Origin of the sequence: Paenimyroides viscosum, assembly GCF_003858535.1 — a bacterium.
GTDB lineage: Bacteria > Bacteroidota > Bacteroidia > Flavobacteriales > Flavobacteriaceae > Flavobacterium > Flavobacterium viscosum.
The window spans coordinates 17947-42334 of the sequence record NZ_RQTJ01000023.1; the positions used below are offsets into that span (position 1 = coordinate 17947).

A 24388-nucleotide genomic window follows, 5' to 3' on the forward strand; every position below is an offset into this window, starting at 1 on the left:
TGTTTGTCTTAAGTAGTCAATTATATAAATATAATAAAATATTTAACAACAAAAGTAACCATGAAATTTGGTTGCTTTCGCTGTAAGATCTCTTAGCAAAGTTTATAAAATTGGTAAGGCTATTTACTTCTTAACCAACTGTTTAATTGCTAAACCTGTATTTGTTTTTATATGTAACATGTAGGTGCCGCTAGCTAAATTTTCTACGTTTATTTGTATTTGTTGTTCGCTGTTATAGTTTTGGGTAGTTACCTGCTTACCGTTTATATCGTAAACCGTAACTTGCTCTACCAACATATTTTCGCTGTTGGTTATGTTAACTACATTTGTTGCGGGGTTGGGATACATATTAAATTTTGCTGACACCATTTCGTTAGCACTTAAAATATACGACGGTACACTTGGCAGTGCCGTAAGTTTAATGTTATCATATTTAACAACTGAACCTGGTTGTATTATGTAACCAATAAAATCAATATTTTGTGGTATGTAATTGTTGGGGCTAATATTATCTGCTCTAAAAAGATTTAAAGTGGGTATATAGTAATAAGCCTTTTGATTTGTATAATCAATAAACAATTCAATTTTTATCCAGATGTTATTTGGAAAAGTAGACGCAGTATAATTTTTTAAAATTCTATTGGTATTAATTGAATTAATATGAATTGCTTCTATACTGAATGATGGAGAATTAATATATAAATCAATCAAACTTGAATTATTATATATTGCACGACCATCGGCATGAAATGAACCAGATCCATAGACTTCATATTCTAATTTTAATACATTATTACCTACCATGCGGTTGTTCCATAGCCCATCAATAACACCGATACTTTGTTGAATAGCAAGCCATCGATTAGCAACAGCCCCATTATTTGTGATGTTTAATATATTGCCTTTGCCGTTTTCGGGTGTAACCATTGCTGTTACAATAATACCAGGTTTAGTATCATTTCTTATTACCCACCCGCCTTGCCCAGGGGTATTATTGGTATAGTTGTTATTTAAATGCCCTGTAGAGTAACTGTTAAAATCTTCGGTAAACAGCACTTGGGCAATGTTAAACTGTGCAATAAAGATTGATGCTATTAAAAATATATATTTTTTCATAATTTATTTTTTTATCTGCTAAATATATCAATAATTTATTAAAAATCAATGTATTTATAATTTTATTAGTATATTTATCGTACATAATTACTAAAACCTAATAAACATGAAAAAATCTATTATTGCCCTAATGGGCTTGTTTACGCTTGTTGCGTGTAGTGAAGATGCTTATCAAGAAGTTGATGAGAGAGTAGAATCCGGATCTTTGGAAAATAATTCTGGTGGTACCATGATGCCTATGACAATATCTACAGGTTACGATTCTCCTTTTCAACCATATGGCAGTTCAGATAATGAGAATATTACAACTACTTTTAGAAATAATACACCTTTGCTACTTGAATTAACACCTTTTGGAGAAGAGATGCATGCGCAAACTTTTTTAATTGCTAATAATGTGTATTTTTTACCTCCTCCACGTACTGATTATACGTTAAATCCTATACCAAGTACAAGTTTTAATGTAATGGCAGGTACTGTAGAAACAAATCTCGATGATGGTGCTCCAATGGCTGTAAATGCACCACCTTACACTAATTCTTTGGGAAGTATAATTTACGATTTCGGAAGCTGGACACCAAATTGGCGCTTTTATCATTATGGAAAAATCTATTATTTTAAGTATAAAATTTTCGATAATCTGGGAAATGTACTTAAAGACGGTGTTATTAAACATAAATTTTATGATGATGCAGATGAAGCAAGTACTTTTCCTGCAAGTAGTAAATGGAAATTGGTAGGAGAAGTTCCTAGCTTAAAACCAATGTATGACGTTGTTGTAATGTACAATGAGGATTGGGACGAAATGTGTCTTACAAACAAAGATGGTTATTCAGCAAATGGATTTGACCCACTTCCAAGCAGTGTTGATGTAGTAGATCCTAACACAGGAACTACGCATGTACTTGAATTCACTACTGATCAATGGGGTGTTTATGTTAATTTTAATTAATTACTATATTGTTTAAATTAGATAAAACGAAAAGCAACCATAAAATTTGGTTGCTTTTTTTATTAGAAACTTTGACAGGGTTGTTTTAGTATTTGTTCTCGACTTCGCTCGAACTGACAGCTTTCTTTCTAACTGACAATATCTGCAAGAATTACTTTCTTGACTGTACTTTTTTAGCTTTTTGAATAATTGATTTAGCGTTTAAACCATATTTTTCCATTAAAGCTTCTGGTGTTCCCGATTCACCGAAAACATCGTTTACAGCTACAAATTCTTGTGGAGCCGGTTTGTTTAAAGCTAAAACACCTGAAATGCTTTCACCTAAACCACCTAAATAATTATGTTCTTCGGCAGTTACGATACAACCTGTTTTACCAACCGATTTTAAAATGGTTTCTTCATCTAGCGGTTTAATGGTGTGTACATTGATAACCTCAGCAGAAATTCCTTCTTTTTCTAATTCTTCGGCAGCTTGTAATGCTTCCCAAACTAAATGACCTGTTGCTACAATGGTAACATCGGTTCCTTCTGATAAAACCACTGCTTTACCAATTTCAAACGGTAGATCTTCCGGAATAAAATTAGGCACCACAGGGCGACCAAAACGCAAATAAACCGGACCTTTATGATCTGCAATGGCTAATGTAGCTGCTTTTGTTTGGTTGTAATCGCAAGTATTAATCACGGTCATTCCCGGCAACATTTTCATTAAGCCAATGTCTTCTAAAATTTGATGCGTTGCTCCGTCTTCACCTAACGTTAAACCGGCATGCGATGCACAAATTTTCACGTTTTTTTCTGAATAGGCAACCGACTGACGAATTTGATCATAAACACGACCTGTTGAAAAGTTGGCAAACGTTCCTGTAAACGGAATTTTACCGCCAATTGTCATTCCGGCAGCCAAACCAATCATGTTGGCTTCGGCAATTCCTACCTGAAAAAAACGGTCTGGATGATTCTTTTTAAAATCGTCCATCTTTAACGATCCAATTAAATCGGCACACAACGCAACAACGTTTTCATTCTTCTGACCTAATTCTGTTAATCCTGCTCCGAAACCAGAGCGTGTATCTTTACTACCTAAGTTTGTGTATTTTTTCATTAATCTAAATTCTTTATAAATTCTAAAAGTAATTTTTGATCTTTTTGTGATAATGAACTTCTTAATTTTTCTATTTCCAAGTAGCTTTTACGCATGCTGTTTATCGTTCCAAAATAATCTACGTATCCACCATTGTTATAAAGGTACAAATCGCAAATTTGTCCGGTTAAATTATAAACATGCTTACTTAAACTTTCATTCTGAAAATTTGGAATTTTACTTTTTAAATTATCACAATAGTCTGGTGCATATTGCTTTAATGAATCATCATGTAAAATATCATAAGCCAATGAAATTTCATCGACATTAATATTGTTGTAATTAGATTGATATTTTGTGTAATAATCGTATACTTCTGCGTAAGCTACAGTATCAGCAACTGCCCATGCAGCGTCAAAATCGGTTGCAGTCCAATCTCCGACAGTTGTTTCGGTATAATCTACTGGTTGATTAGGAACATAATTCTTTATTTTTTCGTTTTGTGTTTTAAAGAACTTATCTAATTCTTTCTTTTGATCTGCAGTAATCATTTTTGCAGATTTTAAGTTTTTCACCAACGATTTAGCTTCCTTTTTAAAAAAAGCGACTACTTGATCACGGTTTAAAGTTCCATCACCACCACCATATTCTTTTGTATTATACAAAGCACTTGTAGCTAATGAGTACACGGGTGTAATGTAATTGTACAAATTATAATCTATTAATTCACTATCATAACCATAGGTATATAATGGATCGTTATAGATACCGTAGTAATCGTCGTAAGCTGTATCAACTGCTGCTACTGCCGAATCTACTGTATAATCGGTGTAAGGTTCCATTTCTACCGGTACCGTTTTTTGATATTCTTCAATATCTGCTAAAAGTTTATCACTGTCTATATCCAACTTTAAACTTGCAGTCTGATTTGATTTGTAAACCAGTTTATACGAGTTTTCACTTTTGTATTCTACCGATAAAATCAATCCTTTTAATTTGGAATTTGGAAAAAGAGATTCTGCGTTATTGATGTTATTGCTTTCATCGATACAAAAACAGTAATCGTAACTTTCTTTATTGTTGATATCCCTTAAAATAGCGTAATACTGACAGTTTGTTCCGGCAATTGTTCCTTTACGATCTAATTTTGTAACTGACTGACCTTCGTTCAAAATTTTAAAAGCACCATACGGAGTGTAATTTACTACTTTAGAAATTCCACTAACCGTTAAAGGAGCCATCCAATTATTTGCAACAAAAAAATTAGATTCGCTACCGCCGTAACTTGCCGCAGCTGTATCATTATAATAGAAGGACAACAAACTTTGTTTATTGCTTTTATCTAAATAATGATCGTAATTGATATTTGAATAATCTTCAGCAAATTCATTTGTATCGTCATATTCAATTTTATAACTCAATTTTTTGGTAAATTCTACCGATTTATTGTTTTGTGCAAAACCTGCAAATGCGGTTAAACTTACTGCCAAACAAACAATCTTTTTCATAGCTTTTTCCGTATTAATAATCACCTAAGGTCATTAAATTTTGGTACAAAGCGTTTTCTAACTGTTCGTTATTAGGCGCTTTACCGTGCCACGCATGTGTATTCATCATAAAATCTACACCGTTGCCCATTTCGGTATGTAACAACACCATTACCGGTTTTTGATTTCCTGTTTTTGCTTTGGCTGCTTTCATTCCTTCAATAACCGATTCTACATCGTTTCCTTTTTCAATAGTTACCACATCCCAACCAAAGGCTTCAAATTTAGCTTTAAGGCTTCCCATGTGTAATACCTCATCGGTAGTTCCATCAATTTGTTTTCCGTTTAAATCAATAGTTGCAATAATGTTATCCACTTTTTTAGCCGATGCATACATTAACGCTTCCCAGTTTTGCCCTTCTTGTAACTCACCGTCACCTAAAAGCACATAAACCAGATTAGCATCGTTATTTAATTTTTTAGCCTGTGCTGCACCAATTCCTACAGATAAGCCTTGCCCTAAAGAGCCAGATGCCATACGGATTCCCGGTAAATGACTGTGTGTTGTTGGATGACCTTGTAAACGAGAATCGATTTTTCTAAAAGTAGCCAATTCGCTTACCGGAAAATAACCGCTACGAGCCAAAACGCTGTAGAAAACCGGAGAGATATGTCCGTTTGATAAAAAGAAAACATCTTCGTCTTTTCCATCCATGTCAAAGCCTTCTTTTCTGTTCATAATAACTTGATACAATGCCACGAAATATTCTGCACAGCCTAAAGATCCGCCCGGATGACCAGAATTTACTGCATGTACCATACGTAAAACATCTCTTCTTACTTGCGTTACCAAGTCTTGTAATTGTTGTGTGTTAGGTTTCATTTATAAATACATAAAATTTACAAATACAAAGATAGTTTTTTTAAAAGATTGCACACAAAAACTTACTACTTTTGTTGTTCAATAAATTTTAGCGTTTCGCACCTTTTGTCAATGAACAGTTTAAAAACTTACTGGAAAAACTACATCAGTGCCTATCAGGGTTTATCGCATGCAACTTGGTTGCTTGCGTTGGTTATGTTTATTAACCAAAGTGGATCAATGGTACTGCCTTTTTTAGGCGTTTACATGACCACGGTTTTAGAGTTTTCATTAAAAAATGCCGGTATTGTTTTAAGTACTTTTGGTGTTGGATCTATTTTAGGATCGCTTGTTGGCGGTTGGCTTACCGATAAATTTGGATCTTTTAAAATACAGTCATTTAGTTTGTTTTTAAGTATTCCGTTTTATTTGATACTGCCCTTCTTTAAAAGTTTTGAAACACTTTGTTTATCGATCTTTTTCCTGAGTTTTATTAAGGAACTATTTCGTCCGGCAAACAGTGCATCGGTTTCTTATTACGCCAAACCCGAAAATTTAACGCGTGCGTTTTCGTTAAACCGTATGGCATTGAATCTGGGCTATTCTATTGGTCCGGCTATTGGTGGATTTTTAGCAGCGGTTTCGTACAACTTTTTGTTTTACACCAATGCAGTGATGTCTTTTTTTGCAGGAACCCTTTTTATCATTTACTTTAAAAACAGAAAAGGAAATACGCCCGAAAAAGTAATTGCCGATAAGGCAGAGCAGATCATTAAAACAAAATCTGCTTATGCCGATCGTAAATTTATATTCTTTAGCATATTCATTGCCATTTACGCTTTTTGCTTTTTTCAGATATTAAACACGCTACCCCTATTCTACAAAAACGTAGCGTTGATGAACGAAAAAGAAGTGGGTTTATTAATGGCTTTTAACGGAATCGTGGTTTTTATTTTAGAAATGGCGCTGGTGCATTATGCCGAGAAAAAATTCACCTTAACCGCTAATATGATTATTGGAAGTTTGTTTTGTGGAGCCGCTTTTTTAGTGTTGATTCCATCGCATTTAGTTGTAATTTTATACATTTCGATCTTTTTAATTTCGATTTCTGAAATATTAATCATGCCCTTTGCATCAACCGTAGCCGTAAACAGATCATCACCAACTAATCGCGGATCTTACATGGGATTAAACGGCATATCGTTTTCTATAGCCTTTGTAACATCGCCGTTAATCGGAACATTTATCGCTCAAAATTACGGCTTTACCAACCTGTGGATTTTTAACTGCGTAATGATTTTAGTTGCAACCGTTGGATTTTATTTTGTAATGAAAAAAATGTAGTTATGACTGTTTTTAGAACCGAAAATTTAAGCATTGGCTATAAAGATAAAATCTTGTTTGGGGATTTGAATTTCGAGATTAAAACCGGAATTCTTACATCGTTATTGGGAAGCAACGGAATTGGAAAATCTACCTTGTTAAAAACGATTTCGGGTTTGTTGGATAAAAAATCGGGTGCTGTTTTTATTGATGATAAAAATATTGATGCTTTTTCTATTGCCGAATTTGCCAAATTGGTAAGTGTAGTGCTTACGCATGAAAACGTGAATAAAGATCTTACGGTTTACGAACTAGTTAAATTAGGCAGACAGCCTTACACCAACTGGTTAGATAAATTAACCGAAGCTGATGAAAATTTGATAAATGCTACGTTGGAAGATTGTGAAATCATCAGTTTAAAAGATCGAAAATTATCGCAGTTAAGCGACGGTCAATTACAGCGAACCTTTATTGCGCGTGCCGTTGTGCAAGATACTCCGTTTATATTTTTAGATGAACCTTCTACCCATTTAGATTTGTATCATAAAGTAAAACTTTTTAAACTGCTTAAAAAATTGTGTGTGGTTAACAACAAGTGTATTTTATTTTCTACACACGATTTAGATTTGGCATTGCAGTTAAGCGATGAAATTATGTTGTTGAAAGATGAGAAATTTTATCATAACATAACAAAAAACCTGATTAACGAAGGCGTTTTTGATCGTTTTTTTGATACTGATGATATCGTTTTTGACCGAGAGCGAAAGCAATTTGTAGTGCTTTAATTTTTTCTGTCTGCCACAGATGCACGGATATTTGTAAGAATATACAGTTTATATAATAACGTACGCTTGTCATTCTGAAAGGAACAAAGTGGAATGAAGAATCTTTACAGCAAAGAGATTCCTCCTTTGTCGGAATGACAAAATGCAATAAAAACCTACAAATTACTATTATGTTTTTTATTGAGTGAAACATTTTCAATAGTCCACTCGACTTTTTCCTCAAACGGATGTTGACGAACAGGACATTCTGTTTTTGTACATATTTTACATGAATATTCTTTGCAAGCATCTAAATGCACAAACAATTCAATACGGTCGCCAAAATGATTGATCACGGTAGCTTCTAAAGCTTCCACTTCTTTATGTCCTTCTTCTATATTAAAGTACCAGGGCACGGTCATGTGACAATCAAAATGCAAGGTACTTCCGTATTTTATAATGCGTAAATTATGCAAGTCAATCCAATTGGGTCTGCGTTCTTCATTTAAAAAGCCGACTACCTCTTTTAACAGCAATTCATCGGTTTCATCCATAATTCCTGAAATGGATTCGCGCAAAATCTTGTATCCGGTATAAATGATAAATCCTGCAAAAATTAAAGCGGTAACACTATCAATCCAAGTAATTTTAGTAAAATATAAAATGATTAATCCAATGATGATTCCAATGGTAGAATAGGTATCGGTTTGCAAATGTTTTCCGCTTGCAATCAACGCCAACGAATTGTTTTTTTTACCTTTTTTAATGGCATAAAATCCCAAGATATAATTAATGACTGCTGTAAAAGCGACCAATATCAAGCCTAAATTGAGCTGTTCTACAGTATGTGGATTTTGTAATTTATTTATAGCTTCGTAAATAATCACCACTCCGGCGATGCTGATCAAAGCTCCTTCGAGAGAAGCCGATATAAATTCGACCTTTCCATGACCGTACGGATGGTTTTGATCTCTGGGTAAAGAAGACAAATACAAACTATACAAGCCAATAAGTCCGGCAATTACGTTTATGGTACTTTCTAAAGCATCGGTTAAAATGGATACAGAATTTGTTTGATACCACGCGTATAACTTAACCAAAAACAGTATAATGCCGACAATTGCAATAATCCGTTGAAATTTAAAGTTTTCGTTTGCTTGTGTATTCATTATAATTTGCCTTAAATAAACGCCATTAATAATTTTTTCTTGAAAGCACATAGGTTACTCCCACAGAAAAATACGCTTCAACAATATTCTCTTTATAAGGAATTTGTTCTACTTGTTCAATTTCTTTTGTATATAAATTATTACGTGTTTTTTCGTAAGTAAAATTCGATCTAAAAAAAGAGGTTTTTAAATTTAGATCTACCCAAAAACGATCAGACATTTTGTAACCCATTGTAAAAGCAGGTGTTAATGTAAAATTATCTTTTGCTATTTTGCCTTGTGAATAACTAATTTTGTATTCATTATTTGTGTTTTTTTCTTTTAAATCAATTCCACCCCAATTTGAATAGAACGAGGTAACACCAATTGAAAATTTAGGGTAAAAATAAAAATGTTCTGTTTCTATTCTATAAACCATACCAAAAGAAATAACCGGAATAAAATTATTATGTATTGGAGAAGATGCTTTTACGTAATAATTGTCTCCAAATTCTTTATTCGCAAATTCCTGAAAATCGTCACCTTTACGTCTACCATCGTTAAAATAGACAAATTTTAAATCGGCTTCTACACCAAAACGCTTTCGTATAAACCAAGTGGCAGATAAAGAAGGTAGAAACTTACTTTCTGAGCTGTATTCTATAAAATAATCGGTTATTTTGTTTTGATTCATATTTGTTAAAGGGACATTTAACCCACCTTCAACTTTTAGCTGAAACCTATTAGTATATATTGTTGACGATTTTTCTTGACTAAGCATCTGATTACTAAAAACAATCGTAAACAATAAACACATAAGAATAGTTGTATTTTTCATCTTAAATTAAATTTACTGTTGTTAGTAATTCTACAGCCGGTTTGTTTTCAAAAGTGATTACAACTTTAAATTGATGCTGAACGTTAGCTTCAGCCGGAGAAACCATTAATAAAAGATCAAAATACTCTGTTTCTTTTAAAGTATATGAAAAATCGTAATTTAAACTTTTAACTAGTTCACTAACATCTTTATAAAGTTTACGCATCTTAAAATACTCGGTTATATCGCTATTAGCAGGTTTATCTATAGTAAAATCATTTAAGGTAATTATTTTAATTGATTCCACTTTATCTGTATGATCATAAGTGACTTCTGGCGGACAATCGCATGACATTGCATAAGCACCTTGCGAAAACAATGGTTGGTATGTTTCTGTTTTTATAAAGGATAAACTTTGTCTGTTTACCTGCAAACGTATCCCGTATGCTTTTTTATTAATATTTTCAGAGGCTGATTCTAAAGGTTCTTCGCCACTATTATCAATGTTTTTTAGTGCGAAACCAGAGTTTGTATAAAACTTTTCTTCTGTGTTATCACCGCAATTACAACAAGCGTAAAAAACATCTAAAAGTGGCAATGCCAACAAAATTAGGAGTACCTTATATTTACGTTTCATAATTATGTTTTTTAAGTTATAACAATCAAATATACTATTTACAACTCAATTTCCAAGACCTCACCTACTTTCATTCCTTCTAACTTCCAATCACCAATACGAATACGGATCAATCGCAACGTAGGAAACCCCACCGCAGCTGTCATTTTACGAACCTGACGAAATTTGCCTTGGGTTAATGTAATGGTGAGCCAGCTTGTTGGTCCATGACGGTCACTACGAATGCGATAGCCCTCGCCTACATAATCTGGTTTATCAATAATTGCCGCAAAACATTCTTTAGTAGTTAATCGTTCGCCCTTTACGCCTATTTCTACTCCGTTTTTAAGTTGATCTATGGCATCTTGGGTAATTATACCATCAACTTGAACAACATATTGTTTTTCGTAATGCGCACTGCGAATTTCTTCGCTTATTTTACCATCGGTTGTTAGCATCAATAAACCTTCGGAATTTTCATCTAACCTACCAATTGCCATTGTTTCTTCAGGAAAATTGTACAACTCGCCGAGTTTTTTCTTATTTCGCTTTTTTTCGTAAACAAACTGTGAAATATAACCAGCAGGTTTGTACAGCAGAAAATGTTGGTGTTGCATGGTTAATTTATATCTGATGGAAATATTTTTCCGGGATTCATGATGTTTTTAGGATCGAATATTTTTTTGATTTGATACATTAAATGGAGTTCAATTTCACTAAACACTATCGACATAAATTCTTTTTGAACCAAACCAATACCGTGTTCGCCAGAGATGGTTCCGTTGAGTGATTTTGTCAGTTCAAAAATTTCTTTAACTCCTTTAGGCACTTTGGTTTGCCATAGTTCATCGGTCATATCTAATTTTACAATATTTACGTGTAAATTTCCATCGCCTGCGTGTCCGTAACAAATACTTTTAAAACCGTTTTTTTCACCAATAGCTTTAATTCCGATTAATAATTTAGGCAATTCATAACGAGGCACAACCGTATCTTCTTCTTTATAAACCGTGTTTTGTTTTACAGCTTCGGCAACATTTCTGCGGAGTTTCCACAAAGCATTCTTTTGATCTTGAGTATCGGCAAAAAGCACTTCATCAATCTGAAACTGTTCAACTACTGTCAGGATTTTTTCAGCTTCGTTCATTAAAATCTCCGGATAATTTCCATCGACTTCAATCAACAAATGTGCTTCAATTTCTGGTCTTAAATTCAAATCGGGAACCTCGGTAAATTTCATCGTCCAATCAATCGCATCACGTTCCATAAATTCTAACGCACTTGGGACAATTCCTGCCCTGAAAATAGCCGAAACCGCTACCGCAGCTTCTTCCATCTTAAAAAAAGGTACCAAAAGCAATACGTTGTGTTGAACCGCTGGAATAAGTTTTAAAACAATTTTTGTTACAATGCCCAAAGTTCCTTCGCTGCCAACCATCAACTGCGTTAAATTGTACCCTGTAGCGTTTTTTAGCGTATTTGCAGCCGTGTTTATAATGTCGCCATTCGGTAAAACCACTTCTAAATTCAACACATAATCTTTGGTAACACCGTATTTTACAGCTCGGGCACCACCACTATTTTCAGCAATATTTCCGCCAATAAAACAGCTTCCTTTACTGCTTGGATCTACCGGATAAAACAACCCTTTTTCGGCAACAGCATTTTGTAAAACTTCTGTAATGACTCCGGGTTGAGTAATTACCTGCAAGTTTTGTTCGTCGATTTTTATTATTTGATTCAATCGTTCTAACGACAAACCAATTCCTTTATGAACAGCCAAAATTCCGCCGCTTAATCCTGTTCTTGCACCAATAGGAACAACCGGAATTGCGTGTTCAAAAGCCAATTTCATTATGGCGCTGACTTGTTGTGTTGATGCGGGTTTTACAACAATTGAAGGCGGAAAAACCAAATCTTCGGTATGATCTTTTCCATAGTCATTTAATGTTTCTTGATCGGTAAAAACATACTGTTCACCAACAACTTCGACTAATTTATTTTTTATATCAACAGTAATCATTATGCTACATCTTTATATTTAACTTTCTGCATATTTGGAAGGAAATAAGCAATAATACCGATTAGCGGTAAAAACGAACAAATGTGGTAAATGTATTGTATAGATGTGGCATCGGCCCAAAGTCCTAAAACTGCCGAACCTACGCCGCCCATACCAAATGCAAAACCGTAAAACAAGCCTGAAACCATTCCCAATTTCTTTGGCAATAATTCTTGTGCATACACCAAAATAGCCGGAAATGCCGATGAAATAATCAAACCAATAATAACAATTAAAATTCCGGTTAAGTGCATATCTACATACGGCAAGGCCAATGTAAACGGAGCTGCACCTAATACCGAAAACCAAATTACGTATTTACGTCCAAAACGATCGCCAAAAATTCCGCCTAACAATGTACCCACTGCAACGGATATCAAGAAATAGAACAAATAAACCTGTGCCTGTACTTCGTTTAAACCAAATTTATCCATGGTATAAAACTGAAAATAACTGGTAATACTTGCTACATAAAAGTATTTTGAAAAGATTAAAATAAGTAAAATAGCAATTGCCGAATTGATTTTAAAGGCAGATAAATCGGGAACCTGAATCACTTTTTTGGTTGATCTTGATGCGATTTTTAATTTATTACTGTACCATTTGGCAATGTATCCTAAAACAATCTGCGCCAAAATTGCAAAACCTACAAACCACAAAATATATAATTGTCCGTTTGGCAATACAATCCAAGCTATTAGTAACGGAGCCAAAGCTGTTCCTGTATTCCCTCCTATTTGAAAAACAGATTGTGCAAAACTCCGTCTTCCATTTGATGCCATAAACGCAACACGTGAAGATTCTGGATGAAAGATCGACGAGCCAATTCCGACCAAAATAACCGAAACCAATATCATTTCGTAATTAGGTGCATACGCCAGTAAAGCAATTCCCGCCATGGTAAATAACATTCCAAAAATCTGTGAATACGGCTTGGGATTTTTATCGGTGTAAGCTCCAACAACCGGCTGAAAAATCGATGCTGCCAACTGGTAACAAAGCGTAATCATTCCCACTTGGGCAAAAGTCAGATTAAATTTCGCTTCTAATTTAGGGTAAATTGCCGGTATAACTGCTTGTAACAAATCGTTTAACAAATGGGCTACGCTAATGGCAATTAATATAGCATACACAGGCTTTTGGCTACCTGTACTTTTTATTGATGACATTTTACATGAATTAATCAAGCAAATTTACTTAAACCCTAACAATTGAGCTTACATTTTATAAGTATTTTGTAAGTTTGTTGAAACGATTGATTATGCCAAACCAAAAGCATCCACATAAAAAATCTTTACATGAAATTGATGGAATTTCTCAACCCGATTTCATCAATCAGGATTCTATCCAAAACATTCAAAAGTTCAGAAGAAAACCTTTGAATACAGATGCTTTGATTCAAAAATTGTTACAAGGCGATATTCCTTCCTTAAGCAAAACCATTACCTTAATTGAAAGTACCAATCCAAAACATCAAGAACAAGCTCATAAAATCATTCAATCGTGTTTGCCACATGCAAATAAATCCGTTAGAATTGGCATAACTGGTGTACCTGGTGTGGGAAAAAGTACGTTTATTGAAGCTTTTGGCATGTATCTTACATCAATCGGAAAAAAAGTAGCGGTTTTGGCGATTGATCCCAGTAGTTCCATTAGTAGAGGAAGTATTTTGGGAGACAAAACACGTATGGAAGATCTGGTAAAAAATGAAAATGCGTTTATTCGTCCGTCGGCATCGGGTGAAAGTTTGGGCGGTGTTTCAAGAAAAACCCGTGAAAGTATTATTTTGTGCGAAGCTTGTGGATTTGATACTATTTTAATTGAAACGGTTGGTGTGGGGCAAAGCGAAACTGCCGTTCACAGTATGACCGATTTCTTTTTGCTATTAAATTTAGCTGGTGCAGGTGATGAGTTACAAGGAATAAAACGAGGAATTATGGAAATGGCTGATGCCATAGTAATTAACAAGGCCGACGGCGATAATATGGATCGCGCTCGAAATGCCAAGTTAGATGCCAACCGCGGTTTACAACTTTTTCCTATGAAAGAATCGCAATGGAAACCCAGAGTTTTGCTTGCAAGTGCCTATTACCGTACCGGAATTGCTGAAGTGTGGCAACTGTTAGAAAATTATTTTTCGTTGACAAAAGAAAATGGCTATTTTGAAACCAACCGTAATAATCAAAATGCGTATTGGCTTAAAGAAACTATTAATGAACAATTGTTGTTGAATTTTTATGAAAACAATGTCATAGCCGAAGCTTTATCACAAGAAGAAAAAGCGGTGCAAAACAACGAAAAATCGCCGTTTGCAGCTGCAAATGAATTGCTAGATTTGTATGAACGTATTGTAAAATCTATGTAAAAAATACCCCTAAAGCTGTAAAACTTTAGGAGTATTCACCACCCAATATCAAAATATCTTATTAAAACTTATAAAAACCGTTGGTTCCTATACTGCCTGTAAATTCTTTAATAACAGTACCGTCTTCTTTGTAAATAACAATTTTAGAATTATCGGTAAAACCATTTGCATCCGAAGTAAAGATTGTTCCATTAATCACATTAAACCCGTAAAACATAGAAAATTCTTCTCCTGTAGCTGCATCAAACAGCTTTGTACTTGCCGATGTTAATGAATTATTCATTTTATAAACTCCTGTTCCAGCTGTATAATAGATATTAGATCCTTCTGCAACAATATTTCTAACAATGGGCTGATCTAGTAATTTAGTTGATGAAATACTGGTTCCACTCACAACAGAAATACTTGTAGTTGTATCATTTGCGCTTAAAGCATACACAAATTGTCCGTTAGTAGAAATTCCATTAATCGCTTTATCAAAAGCAATATCAACCGTATTGGTATCGTTTGCAGGATTAATTACTTCAATAGCTGTACCACCACTGTAAAATTCGTTTGCAGCATAAATGTATTCGCCAGCAGCCACAATTTTTTCTGCCGTATTGTTTAATGGAATATCCTTAACAAAAGCAAAATTTTCAGCATTATAAACATTCACCGATGCTTTATTTAAACTGGTTACATACAATTTATTGTTCTTAACAACCGCAAAACGTGGCGAACTTAAGCCTTGACTAATGGTGTAAACCGATTTGAAGGTCTTTTTATTTACAACTTCAATAGTATTTGAATTATTAACAACAATGAAAACATACTTATCTGTAACAACCATAGACTGCGCTACATCGCCTAATGTACGACCGTTCGATGTTCTAAAAATATCGTTTGTAATAGCACTTATATTTCCGTGTATGTGTGAAATAGAGGCGTTTGCTTTTGTAAAGTTACCTTCATGCGATACAAAAATACCGTCTACATATTTCTCATCAGCGTTTACAGGAATTGCGTTGTCATCAGAATTACTACAGCTATACAAAAGTGTGATAGCAAACATTGGAGCTAAAATTTTTTTCATTTTAAAACTTTTTAATTATTTGTATGTGATAATTTCTGCCCGGCATAATGCGTTCTGGCATATTTGTGTAAACCGTATTTGCGGCATTTTTTATTTTTAAATTGATGAAAAACGGATTGTTTTTAATATTGATTTTCTGTTGAATATCAACATCAATAATTCCGTAACCCGCTAAGGTACTTGCATTGTCATTAGATGCTGTTGTAAATATTTCATCGACATATAAGAAAGATGGCGCAATACTGAAATTTTTAAAACCGTAAAACAATTGTACATTAAACTTATGCAATGGTGTATAGATAAGCTGTTTTTTAGTTTTTTTATCGATTGATTTGGTATAGCCGTAATTAGAATTAAACTGAACAGAATGATTATTCCACTGTTTTTTCAGATTCAAAAACATGTCGGCGCCGTAAATAGTAACTGCATCAACATTGTTTGCTTCCCAAAAACCGGTTTCGGTAGGAATCCAACGAATCATATCGGTAATTGATGTGTAATAAGTTGATATATTTAAAGTTACCGATTTATATTTAAAATTGTGATTTATATCGAACTGATAACTACTTTCGGGTTTTAAGTTTAATTTTCCGCCTGGTTGCCAGTACAAATCGTTAAAAGTTGGGATGCGGTAATTTTTAGATGAATTTATTTTTAGTTGATACAAGTCGGTATTATAATACAATCCTGCCGAAAATAAAAACGGATTTTCGTAATCTTTTGCTAGTTCATTTTTTGCACCCACTTCTATTCCAAAACGCTTGGTAAAATCATAATTTCCTAAAACACTTACGGCAAAAATTTCTTGTGTAGAAAAAAGCAATCCAGAATTATATCCTTCGCCTGCTGTTTTTTGATATTCTAAAAAGCCCGACAATTTAAAATTTTGCAATACATTATAAAAACTCTCGTTCTTAAAATACAACGTATTTGCTTTCCCGCCCGATTTACTATCTGTAGGTAACTGATCAAAATAAGTATATGCTTCTTTTACACTCGCGGCGTAAAAAGTATTTAAAAACCGGTTGGTTTTATAGTACCATTTTAATAAGTTTCTATTGTAATTATTCTGATATTTAGTTTTTGTTTGATAAGGTGTTAACAATGCAAAATGACGGTCATCATTATAGCTAGACGAATAAAACTCAACGGTATTTTTTGAATTGATCTTATAGGCAAGTTCCACACCAAAATCGGTATTGTAAAATTGTCCGTTTATGTTTTTACGATTTTTTCCGATCCATTCATAATCATTATCGCTTTTATTGTAGCCAAAATGCGCGTTAACCGCAAATTTTTCACACCCTGTCGAAATTTTATAATGAATACCCTGTGTATTAAAACTGCCATAATTTAACTGAATTTCATTTTCGGTTTCTTTATTAAACTGCAATTGATTGTTTAAATGAATTGTTCCGCCAATAGCGCTACTGCCGTACAAAACGCTTCCGCCACCCGGTTTTACAACAATGTTATCGTAACTTTTATATGATGTTGAATTAAAATCTGTTTGACCTAATAAGGCAGAGTTCGTTTTAATTCCGTTCCATAAAACACTTGTCTGTTGCGCTGTTGTTCCCCTAAAAGCAGGCGAACTAACCATACCGTAACCATTTTCTTTAAAGTAAATAGTGGTGTTTTTTTGAAGAAAATCGGTAAAAGTACCTAACGCGTTATCAATTAAAGAATCGTTAAGTATTAATGTGTGCTGAGATTTAGACCGATTGGATATTTTGTTTTGCTCAATAATAAGTTCCTCTAACTCAATAGGCTGTTGTGGTTGCGCAAACACAACCAAACCAAGAAAACACAATACTACCGAATGAAATATTTTTTTGCTCATTTGTTTAACCTTTCTTCCCGAAGGCAACTAAATTAATATTCACTAGGCAGGTCTCCTGGCTTGCATCTTGTTTTGCCTTCCCAAAAAAATTCAGTGGCGTAGTTAAAACAAGTGTTTCTTACCGAAACAAAGCTTACAGTTGCGGGAACAGCATAGGATTTGATAAAATCGCACCTATTTCCCTATTAATGCATAAAATTGCAACCTAATACACGGCAAAAGTAATCTTTTTTATTAATTATTCAAATTAAAGTTTTGTAAGACAAATTCTACAAACACTATCTGCTTTTTAAATTATATTTAAAGTATGAACATAACCAATATGAAAATGCTTTTTTGTCTTATTTTCTCTCTAATTACAATGAATTCTTTTTCAAAGAAAATTGTATAATCCCGAAGTTCATTTAACCGAAATTCCGATTTCAAATATCCAAAATTTTACTGAAACTATATCGTTTTAAATCCTCTTTAAACAATCTTTAAAGAGGTATTTACATTTAAATGATTGCACATAAGTTATAGCAATTATAAGGCAGCAATTAGCTTTTGCGAGTGGATAAATTCAAGTAATGAGTGTGCAGTAATAACATGGCAAAAGGAATACCAATTGAGTTAAATAAAATTTATAAGCACGTGTTTTTTTTCATTACGCAGTTGCAATATGGTCTGACTTTAAAAACATATCTAAAGTTAGAATGGAACGCATCTTTAAGCGTATAAACCTTATGCCTCATGAGTTCTTTCATAATAACAACCGCTACCGGGTTGGGTGGAAGGTAAATAATACTGTAAATTAAATCTGTTTTTTTAATAATTTTACTGTAGCTGGGGATAGTTTATGTAAACTTATTTCGTTCTCAATAAAAAAAATGTCTGAGCCAAAGCATGGAATGACTAAAAAGCCTGCTACATTATTACAAAAATTCTCGAAACTATTTTGATCTAAATAATTAACAGCCTGAAGAAAGTACTCATAATTATTTTTTAAATCCAAGTAATCTATTAAATCTTTGTCAGTAAAAAATTCATATTTTAAATTGCTAAAGTTTATACATATTACTAACTTAAATTGCTCCTCTACTATTAGATCACGGTAAAAGTATTCTTTTTGCATTATTTTAGGCAAATATGGAAATATATCACGGATGCTGTAGCTTTTTTTTAATTGCTCAAACTCGTTATATTTATCTTCTTTAACCAACCTTATCCTTTCATTAAAGATTTCCTCATTAGGATTCAGTTGCTTAACTTCAAACAATATTTTTTCTGAATTTACCTCAGACACCCAATCCGGTGTTTTACCCAAAATTATTGGATCGTAACGTAAATTTTCAAGTCTGTTGTGTAAATAGTATCCAAACCTTATCTCGCTAACAAAAGAAACTCTGTTTATCTGATTCATATCTTTCTCACTTTTACGAAAACCATTTTTATAAAATGGCTGTAGATAGTCATACTGATGTTTGACTTCAGGTTTGTTCACAAAAATTTTCTCTAAAATATCCATATTTTCTTTAATTGATTAATACCCAAATTTACGAATAAAATCGTCGCTCTAAATTTTTAGAAAGAACGCTTCTTTTTGTTATCCAAACAACGTCAAACTTTCATCAGGATTGCTTAAATCATAATTAGTTGTAAGTACTTCAATCTTCTTTTTGGCTGGTTTTCCTGTGCCATTAGCAACGCTTATCTTTTGCTCAATACTATTTTAGTAAACCAGCCATTTTGTTTGCTGTAATCGCTTAAAATATCACTTGGATAACTACATTAAAAACTTTCCCTTAACACCTGATAGCGCAATTAAAAGGTTTTCAAAATCTTGTTTGCTGTAACGTGCTACGCAAAGTCTCCCGACTTTACAGCTAAAAATAGAACAACTAATACAAATCGGGGACTACAAAATACAAATCTGGTCGGTAGCAATACAAATCGAGTACTACAAAACACAAATCTGATTGGTAGCAACACAAATCTGGTGCTACAAAATGCAAATCGGGTCAGTAGCAACACAAATCTGGTGCTACAAAATACAAATCGGGTCAGTAGCAAAGCAAATCTAATTCAGCGTGGCACGAAACCTACCTAAAATCGGCAATAATTAAACAGAAACTTCGAAAATACTTTTTGTTAAACTATCTTTGCGCAACTAAAAGTGCAAAAATGAATCTATCAAAATATGTATTGCTAACTGTTTTTATAGCTTTTGTAAGCTGTAAAAAAGCTCCCGAAACCACAACGGAAAAAGTTGAAAACAGCATTGAATTTGCAAACGGATTAGAAATACACAACTACACCGATTTCACCATAATAAATGTTACCAAACCCTGGCCAAATGCCACTAAAACGTTTACGTACGTTTGTGCAAAATCTAACAAAAACCTGCCCGACAGTTTGGCAAAATACACTTTTATACAAACACCGGTTAAAAATCTGGTAGCAACATCAACCACACATATTTCATCGATTGTTGCTTTAAATGAAACCGATAAACTGGTTGGTTTTCCTAATTTAGATTACATTTCATCTGCCGATGTTCGACAAAAAATCGATGCCGGAAAAGTAAAAGAATTGTCTGACAAACACAATTTAAATTTTGAAAAAACAGTAGATCTGCAACCACAATTAATCGTAGGGTTGAGTATGGACAGTGAAACGGCAAAATTCAATCAGTTCGAAAAAGCAGGCATTCCTGTTTTGTATAATGCAGATTGGGTTGAAACATCACCTTTAGGAAAAGCAGAATGGGTAAAATTTTTCGGCGTTTTATTTGATAAACAGCAAGAAGCCAACGAATATTTTAACAACATTGCTACAGAATACAACAACGTAAAAAAATTAGTAGAAAACATTAAATACAAACCTACGGTTTTAAGTGGCGCTATTTTTCAGGATGTTTGGTACGTTCCGCAGGGTGAAAGCTGGATGGCTGCCTTTATAAAAGATGCCGGCGGAAATTATCTTTGGGCTGATACTAAAGGTACCGGAAGCCTTTCTTTATCATTTGAAGCCGTTTTTGATAAAGCAATGAACGGCGACATTTGGATTGGTCCAGGCGAATTTACAACCTTTGATCAAATGCTGGCAGCCAACAAACATTATGCTAAATTTGCAGCGTATCAAAACAAAAAAATCTATTCTTATTCTACAAAAAAAGGACCAACAGGCGGAGTTATTTTTTATGAAGATGCTCCTAATAGACCTGATCTGGTATTAAAAGATTTAATTTCTATATTGCATCCTAACGTGCTTAAAAATTATAAACCAACTTTTATTGAAGCTTTAAAATAATGTCTGTAAAATATTCCAAATATCATTTACTTTTTCTTGTATTGCTTGTAGTTGCGGCGGTTTTAAACCTTGTAATTGGATCGATACGAATTCCTGTAAGCGATGTTTTGGAAATTTTAAGTGGAAATTTTTCAGGAAAAGCAAGCTGGGAATATATTGTTTTAGAGTATCGATTACCAAAATTGGTAATGGCATGCGTGGTGGGCATGTCACTTTCTATTGCAGGAATGATGATGCAGACCTTGTTTCAAAATCCAATGGCAGAACCTTATATTTTAGGCGTCAGTTCAGGTGCTAGTTTAGGTGTTGCCATTTGTATATTAGGTAAAAGTTTGTTTTCTGCAACCTTTCAAAACTATCTTACAGGTAATATTGCTATTGTATTGTTTGCTTTGTTAGGAAGCATTTTGGTAATGTTTATTGTTTTAGGCATATCGCACAAAATAAAACAAATAGCCACTTTACTTATTGTTGGATTGATGTTTAGTAGTTTTACAAGTGCATTTGTTAATGTTTTAGCTTATTTTTCGACAGCCGAAGAATTAAAAAAATTCACTTTTTGGAATTTAGGTAGTTTGGGTAATATTTCTTGGCAGCAAATTTCATTTATAGTACCCATTTTATGCGCAACATTGGCAGGTTCTTTCTTACTTAACAAATCTTTAAACACGTTGTTAATGGGCGAAGGTTATGCCAGAAGTATGGGATTAAACATTAAAAAAACTAAATTTTTAATTATATTGGTAACTTGTATGTTGGTTGCGGTTTGCACGGCCTTCGTGGGACCAATTGCATTTATTGGTTTGGCAGTTCCGCATATTACCCGTATTATTTATAAAACCACCAATCATTTTCATTTGTTTACAGGCAACATAATTATGGGCGCGTTAATTTTAGTAACGTGCGATATTATTTGTCAGCTGCCAGGTGAACAATTTATCTTGCCAATAAACGCAGTAACGTCAATTTTAGGTGCGCCTTTAGTAATTTATTTAATTTTAAGAAACCGATAAACATAAAAAAGCAAGTGTTACTTGCTTTTTTGTTCTTTTAATACCAATACGGGAACATCGGCATGATAAGATAATTGCTTACTTAAACTGGTGGTAAATAATTTTTCAAAAAAGTTTAATTGGCGTTTAACAATACACATTACATCAATTAATTGATCGTCTATAAAAAAGAATACACTTTCATCTAATTTTTCATTTAAAACGGTATGAAACGTTACATTGCTGTCGTTAAATTCTGCCTTCCAGGTATCTAAAGTATTCATTGCCTCTGTGTTTTCTTTGCGCAACACATGTAAAACCTTGACATCGGCATTTAATGCTTGTGCAATTTTTATAATCTGATGCAATCCTGGTTTATCACTATCGCGAAGCATAGTTGCAAATCCAAAATTATTCAAACGCTTAAATTCTGCTTTGCGCGGAACGCTTAATATAGGAATACTGATATTTTCCATTACATAAACGGTGTTCGATCCGAGAAGTTTCTTTTCAAAACCCGAATTTCCGTTAGTTCCCATTACAATAAAATCAATATGCTCATCCCCGATTATTTTTTTAAGGATCGAAAGCATTATTCCTTCTTCAAAAATAAAAGTCAGGTTAATATCCGCACAATCAATATCGCTTGCAATGTTCCTTAATTTGGGAACTTGTTTTTTATAATTATCAAAATTATTCAGTTCAATAGAATTATATACGTTTTGTATTAGTTCTGGTTGTCCGGCAGATGTGGTTGAAATAACCGGCATTTCGTACGTGTTTAAAACATAAATTTCAGCATCGATACTTTTAGCTAATTTTAAAGCATAAACAAATGCATTGTTTGCAGTTTCAGAAAAATCGGTTGGGAATAAAATCTTCTTCATAATTAAAGCTGTTGGTTTGTTGCTATTAAATTACGAAAAAATTAACATCTTAAAAAATAATTACGCTTTTTTTAAACAGATATCTACTTTTAAAAATTAGCGCATTTTATAAAGTTGCCGTAACTTTGTTATCAAAATTTAATTATTATGATTTTAAACGATACCATTGTGGCTTTAGCTACTCCATCAGGTGCCGGAGCCGTTGCTATTGTTCGCGTATCGGGTCCCGATGCTATTGATGTTGTTGCCAATGTTTTTGAATCGATTAAAAACAAAGATTTACGCAAGCAAAAAACACATACACTTCATTTGGGATATATTAAAGACGGTGATAAAATCATAGATCAAGTGCTGGTTTCTTTGTTTAAAGGAACAAATTCGTATACAGGCGAACCCACAGTAGAAATTTCGTGTCACGGATCAGCTTTTATTCAACAGCAAATTATACAATTGTTATTGCGCAAAGGCTGCAGAATGGCAACTGCCGGTGAATTTACCATGCGTTCTTTTTTAAACGGAAAAATGGATTTGTCACAAGCCGAAGCCGTTGCCGATTTAATTGCATCAGACAATGAAGCATCGCACCAAATTGCCATGCAACAAATGCGAGGTGGATTTAGCAACGAAATTTCGAAATTGCGCGAAGAACTATTGAATTTTGCTTCTTTGATTGAATTAGAATTAGATTTTTCGGAAGAAGATGTTGAGTTTGCCGACAGAACGGCTTTTAGAGATTTAGTAAGCCGTATTCAATTTGTTTTAAAACGATTGATTGATTCATTTGCCGTTGGAAATGTGATTAAAAACGGAATTCCTGTAGCTATTGTAGGCGAACCCAATGTGGGCAAGTCTACCCTACTGAACGCGCTATTGAACGAAGAACGCGCTATTGTTTCTGCTATTGCTGGAACCACTCGTGACACTATTGAAGATGAGTTGGTGATTGATGGAATAGGTTTCCGTTTTATTGATACCGCTGGAATTCGTGAAACAAAAGATGTGGTAGAAAGCATCGGAATTCAAAAAACGTTTGAAAAGATAGAACAAGCACAATTGGTTTTGTTTTTAGTTGAAAATTCTCGTGCGAAAGATTTAGAAGGATTAAAACGAGAAATCGAAGAAATCAAAAACAAATATCCTTTAAAAGCCTTGTTGGTAATTATGAATAAAATGGATTTGTTATCAGAAACAGAAATCTCAAATCTAACATCTAATATCTCAAATCTAATCCTGATTTCTGCCAAACAAAAAGTTGGAATTGAAGAATTAAAAGGGCAGTTATTAGGATTGGTAAATACGGGAGCACTACGCAATAACGAAACCATAATTACCAACACCCGCCATTACGATTCGTTGATTAAAGCTTTAGAGGAAATTCAAAAGGTGCAATACGGATTAGATATGAACATTTCTGCCGATTTAATGGCGATAGATATACGTCAGGCACTTTTCTTTTTCGGTGAAATCACCGGACAAGTTACAAACGATGAGCTATTGGGTAATATATTTGCGAATTTTTGTATCGGAAAGTAACAATCTTCCCTATTTAACATATTCAAAAGCCTTGATTTTTCAAGGCTTTTTTGTTTTTGTATTGATAAAATTCTCACTACGGAGAATAAGCTGTATATATATTATAGAATACCCATAGTGCATTATTAAACGAGATTAATTTTTAGGTTGTTAATATTTCTGTCGAATACA

At 33.6% G+C, this 24388-nt stretch carries 21 protein-coding genes and 1 riboswitch; of the genes, 7 read left to right on the plus strand and 14 right to left on the minus strand.

Annotated elements, in window-relative coordinates:
• Window positions 1–123: 123 nt before the first annotated feature.
• A complete protein-coding gene (locus EG242_RS10400) occupies window positions 124–1116 on the minus strand; it encodes a T9SS type A sorting domain-containing protein (RefSeq protein ID WP_124899819.1) in 993 nt (330 codons plus the stop codon).
• A gap of 106 nt (window positions 1117–1222) precedes the next feature.
• Here EG242_RS10400 and EG242_RS10405 point away from each other — a divergent pair, with 106 nt between their 5' ends.
• On the plus strand, window positions 1223–2068 hold the full coding sequence (locus EG242_RS10405) for a hypothetical protein (protein WP_124899820.1): 846 nt from the start codon (window positions 1223–1225) through the stop codon (window positions 2066–2068).
• 151 nt (window positions 2069–2219) lie between these two features.
• Here EG242_RS10405 and EG242_RS10410 read toward each other — a convergent pair whose 3' ends face one another.
• Genes EG242_RS10410 through EG242_RS10420 form a run of 3 tightly spaced genes read right to left on the minus strand, consistent with a single transcriptional unit; the run spans window position 2220 to window position 5522 of the window.
• Window positions 2220–3173 carry a transketolase family protein gene (locus EG242_RS10410; RefSeq protein ID WP_124899821.1) on the minus strand — a complete coding sequence of 318 codons (954 nt, stop codon included), beginning with the start codon at window positions 3171–3173 and terminating at the stop codon, window positions 2220–2222.
• Entirely contained in the window at window positions 3173–4660 is a 1488-nt protein-coding gene (locus EG242_RS10415) for a hypothetical protein (RefSeq protein ID WP_124899822.1), read from the minus strand. The genes EG242_RS10410 and EG242_RS10415 overlap by 1 nt, the downstream gene beginning before the upstream one ends.
• A gap of 13 nt (window positions 4661–4673) precedes the next feature.
• Complete coding sequence (locus EG242_RS10420) at window positions 4674–5522, minus strand: transketolase (protein ID WP_124899823.1); 849 nt, start codon at window positions 5520–5522, stop codon at window positions 4674–4676.
• Between the two features lie 111 nt (window positions 5523–5633).
• Here EG242_RS10420 and EG242_RS10425 point away from each other — a divergent pair, with 111 nt between their 5' ends.
• A complete protein-coding gene (locus tag EG242_RS10425; protein ID WP_124899824.1) occupies window positions 5634–6845 on the plus strand; it encodes an MFS transporter in 1212 nt (403 codons plus the stop codon).
• 2 nt (window positions 6846–6847) lie between these two features.
• Window positions 6848–7609, plus strand: coding sequence for an ABC transporter ATP-binding protein (locus tag EG242_RS10430; protein ID WP_124899825.1), 762 nt, complete (start codon window positions 6848–6850; stop codon window positions 7607–7609).
• Between the two features lie 155 nt (window positions 7610–7764).
• Here the strand turns inward: EG242_RS10430 and EG242_RS10435 are convergent, their stop codons facing one another.
• The 6 genes from EG242_RS10435 to EG242_RS10460 form a co-directional block, all read right to left on the minus strand.
• A complete protein-coding gene (locus EG242_RS10435) occupies window positions 7765–8757 on the minus strand; it encodes a cation diffusion facilitator family transporter (protein ID WP_124899826.1) in 993 nt (330 codons plus the stop codon).
• A 25-nt stretch (window positions 8758–8782) separates the two neighbouring features.
• Complete coding sequence (locus EG242_RS10440) at window positions 8783–9430, minus strand: hypothetical protein (protein ID WP_124899827.1); 648 nt, start codon at window positions 9428–9430, stop codon at window positions 8783–8785.
• 145 nt (window positions 9431–9575) lie between these two features.
• Window positions 9576–10190, minus strand: coding sequence for a DUF5034 domain-containing protein (locus EG242_RS10445; RefSeq protein ID WP_124899828.1), 615 nt, complete (start codon window positions 10188–10190; stop codon window positions 9576–9578).
• A 38-nt stretch (window positions 10191–10228) separates the two neighbouring features.
• Window positions 10229–10786: a pseudouridine synthase gene (locus EG242_RS10450; protein ID WP_124899829.1), complete on the minus strand. Its 558-nt coding sequence runs from the start codon at window positions 10784–10786 to the stop codon at window positions 10229–10231.
• Between the two features lie 2 nt (window positions 10787–10788).
• Complete coding sequence (locus tag EG242_RS10455; protein ID WP_124899830.1) at window positions 10789–12192, minus strand: FAD-binding oxidoreductase; 1404 nt, start codon at window positions 12190–12192, stop codon at window positions 10789–10791.
• A complete protein-coding gene (locus EG242_RS10460; RefSeq protein WP_124899831.1) occupies window positions 12192–13400 on the minus strand; it encodes an MFS transporter in 1209 nt (402 codons plus the stop codon). The genes EG242_RS10455 and EG242_RS10460 overlap by 1 nt, the downstream gene beginning before the upstream one ends.
• 92 nt (window positions 13401–13492) lie before the next feature.
• On the opposite strand from EG242_RS10460, the gene meaB reads away from it, so the two are divergent.
• Window positions 13493–14596 carry a methylmalonyl Co-A mutase-associated GTPase MeaB gene (gene meaB, locus EG242_RS10465; protein ID WP_124899832.1) on the plus strand — a complete coding sequence of 368 codons (1104 nt, stop codon included), beginning with the start codon at window positions 13493–13495 and terminating at the stop codon, window positions 14594–14596.
• 61 nt (window positions 14597–14657) lie between these two features.
• Here meaB and EG242_RS10470 read toward each other — a convergent pair whose 3' ends face one another.
• The 3 genes from EG242_RS10470 to EG242_RS10480 all read right to left on the minus strand — a co-directional run bounded on the left by EG242_RS10470 (window position 14658) and on the right by EG242_RS10480 (window position 19021).
• Window positions 14658–15671, minus strand: coding sequence for a YncE family protein (locus EG242_RS10470; protein WP_124899833.1), 1014 nt, complete (start codon window positions 15669–15671; stop codon window positions 14658–14660).
• 1 nt (window position 15672) lies between these two features.
• Window positions 15673–17514, minus strand: coding sequence for a TonB-dependent receptor plug domain-containing protein (locus tag EG242_RS10475; protein ID WP_124899834.1), 1842 nt, complete (start codon window positions 17512–17514; stop codon window positions 15673–15675).
• 28 nt (window positions 17515–17542) lie between these two features.
• A riboswitch (cobalamin riboswitch) is annotated at window positions 17543–17738 on the minus strand.
• Window positions 17739–18307: 569 nt separating this feature from the next.
• Complete coding sequence (locus EG242_RS10480; protein ID WP_124899835.1) at window positions 18308–19021, minus strand: hypothetical protein; 714 nt, start codon at window positions 19019–19021, stop codon at window positions 18308–18310.
• 656 nt (window positions 19022–19677) lie between these two features.
• Here EG242_RS10480 and EG242_RS10485 point away from each other — a divergent pair.
• Window positions 19678–20805: an ABC transporter substrate-binding protein gene (locus EG242_RS10485; RefSeq protein ID WP_124899836.1), complete on the plus strand. Its 1128-nt coding sequence runs from the start codon at window positions 19678–19680 to the stop codon at window positions 20803–20805.
• Window positions 20805–21818 (plus strand): iron ABC transporter permease, encoded by a 1014-nt coding sequence (locus EG242_RS10490; RefSeq protein ID WP_124899837.1) that lies wholly within the window; start codon window positions 20805–20807, stop codon window positions 21816–21818. Before EG242_RS10485 ends, EG242_RS10490 begins: the two co-directional genes overlap by 1 nt.
• A gap of 17 nt (window positions 21819–21835) precedes the next feature.
• Here EG242_RS10490 and EG242_RS10495 read toward each other — a convergent pair whose 3' ends face one another.
• Entirely contained in the window at window positions 21836–22684 is an 849-nt protein-coding gene (locus EG242_RS10495; RefSeq protein WP_124899838.1) for a universal stress protein, read from the minus strand.
• 147 nt (window positions 22685–22831) lie between these two features.
• On the opposite strand from EG242_RS10495, the gene mnmE reads away from it, so the two are divergent.
• Window positions 22832–24217 (plus strand): tRNA uridine-5-carboxymethylaminomethyl(34) synthesis GTPase MnmE, encoded by a 1386-nt coding sequence (gene mnmE / locus EG242_RS10500; protein ID WP_124899839.1) that lies wholly within the window; start codon window positions 22832–22834, stop codon window positions 24215–24217.
• Window positions 24218–24388: the final 171 nt, after the last annotated feature.

Coding starts and splice junctions, on each gene's coding strand:
- EG242_RS10400 (WP_124899819.1), bottom strand. CDS start 1,116: ATGAAAAAATATATATTTTTAATAGCATCAATCTTTATTGCACAGTTT.
- EG242_RS10405 (WP_124899820.1), top strand. CDS start 1,223: ATGAAAAAATCTATTATTGCCCTAATGGGCTTGTTTACGCTTGTTGCG.
- EG242_RS10410 (WP_124899821.1), bottom strand. CDS start 3,173: ATGAAAAAATACACAAACTTAGGTAGTAAAGATACACGCTCTGGTTTC.
- EG242_RS10415 (WP_124899822.1), bottom strand. CDS start 4,660: ATGAAAAAGATTGTTTGTTTGGCAGTAAGTTTAACCGCATTTGCAGGT.
- EG242_RS10420 (WP_124899823.1), bottom strand. CDS start 5,522: ATGAAACCTAACACACAACAATTACAAGACTTGGTAACGCAAGTAAGA.
- EG242_RS10425 (WP_124899824.1), top strand. CDS start 5,634: ATGAACAGTTTAAAAACTTACTGGAAAAACTACATCAGTGCCTATCAG.
- EG242_RS10430 (WP_124899825.1), top strand. CDS start 6,848: ATGACTGTTTTTAGAACCGAAAATTTAAGCATTGGCTATAAAGATAAA.
- EG242_RS10435 (WP_124899826.1), bottom strand. CDS start 8,757: ATGAATACACAAGCAAACGAAAACTTTAAATTTCAACGGATTATTGCA.
- EG242_RS10440 (WP_124899827.1), bottom strand. CDS start 9,430: ATGAATCAAAACAAAATAACCGATTATTTTATAGAATACAGCTCAGAA.
- EG242_RS10445 (WP_124899828.1), bottom strand. CDS start 10,190: ATGAAACGTAAATATAAGGTACTCCTAATTTTGTTGGCATTGCCACTT.
- EG242_RS10450 (WP_124899829.1), bottom strand. CDS start 10,786: ATGCAACACCAACATTTTCTGCTGTACAAACCTGCTGGTTATATTTCA.
- EG242_RS10455 (WP_124899830.1), bottom strand. CDS start 12,192: ATGATTACTGTTGATATAAAAAATAAATTAGTCGAAGTTGTTGGTGAA.
- EG242_RS10460 (WP_124899831.1), bottom strand. CDS start 13,400: ATGTCATCAATAAAAAGTACAGGTAGCCAAAAGCCTGTGTATGCTATA.
- meaB (WP_124899832.1), top strand. CDS start 13,493: ATGCCAAACCAAAAGCATCCACATAAAAAATCTTTACATGAAATTGAT.
- EG242_RS10470 (WP_124899833.1), bottom strand. CDS start 15,671: ATGAAAAAAATTTTAGCTCCAATGTTTGCTATCACACTTTTGTATAGC.
- EG242_RS10475 (WP_124899834.1), bottom strand. CDS start 17,514: ATGAGCAAAAAAATATTTCATTCGGTAGTATTGTGTTTTCTTGGTTTG.
- EG242_RS10480 (WP_124899835.1), bottom strand. CDS start 19,021: ATGGATATTTTAGAGAAAATTTTTGTGAACAAACCTGAAGTCAAACAT.
- EG242_RS10485 (WP_124899836.1), top strand. CDS start 19,678: ATGAATCTATCAAAATATGTATTGCTAACTGTTTTTATAGCTTTTGTA.
- EG242_RS10490 (WP_124899837.1), top strand. CDS start 20,805: ATGTCTGTAAAATATTCCAAATATCATTTACTTTTTCTTGTATTGCTT.
- EG242_RS10495 (WP_124899838.1), bottom strand. CDS start 22,684: ATGAAGAAGATTTTATTCCCAACCGATTTTTCTGAAACTGCAAACAAT.
- mnmE (WP_124899839.1), top strand. CDS start 22,832: ATGATTTTAAACGATACCATTGTGGCTTTAGCTACTCCATCAGGTGCC.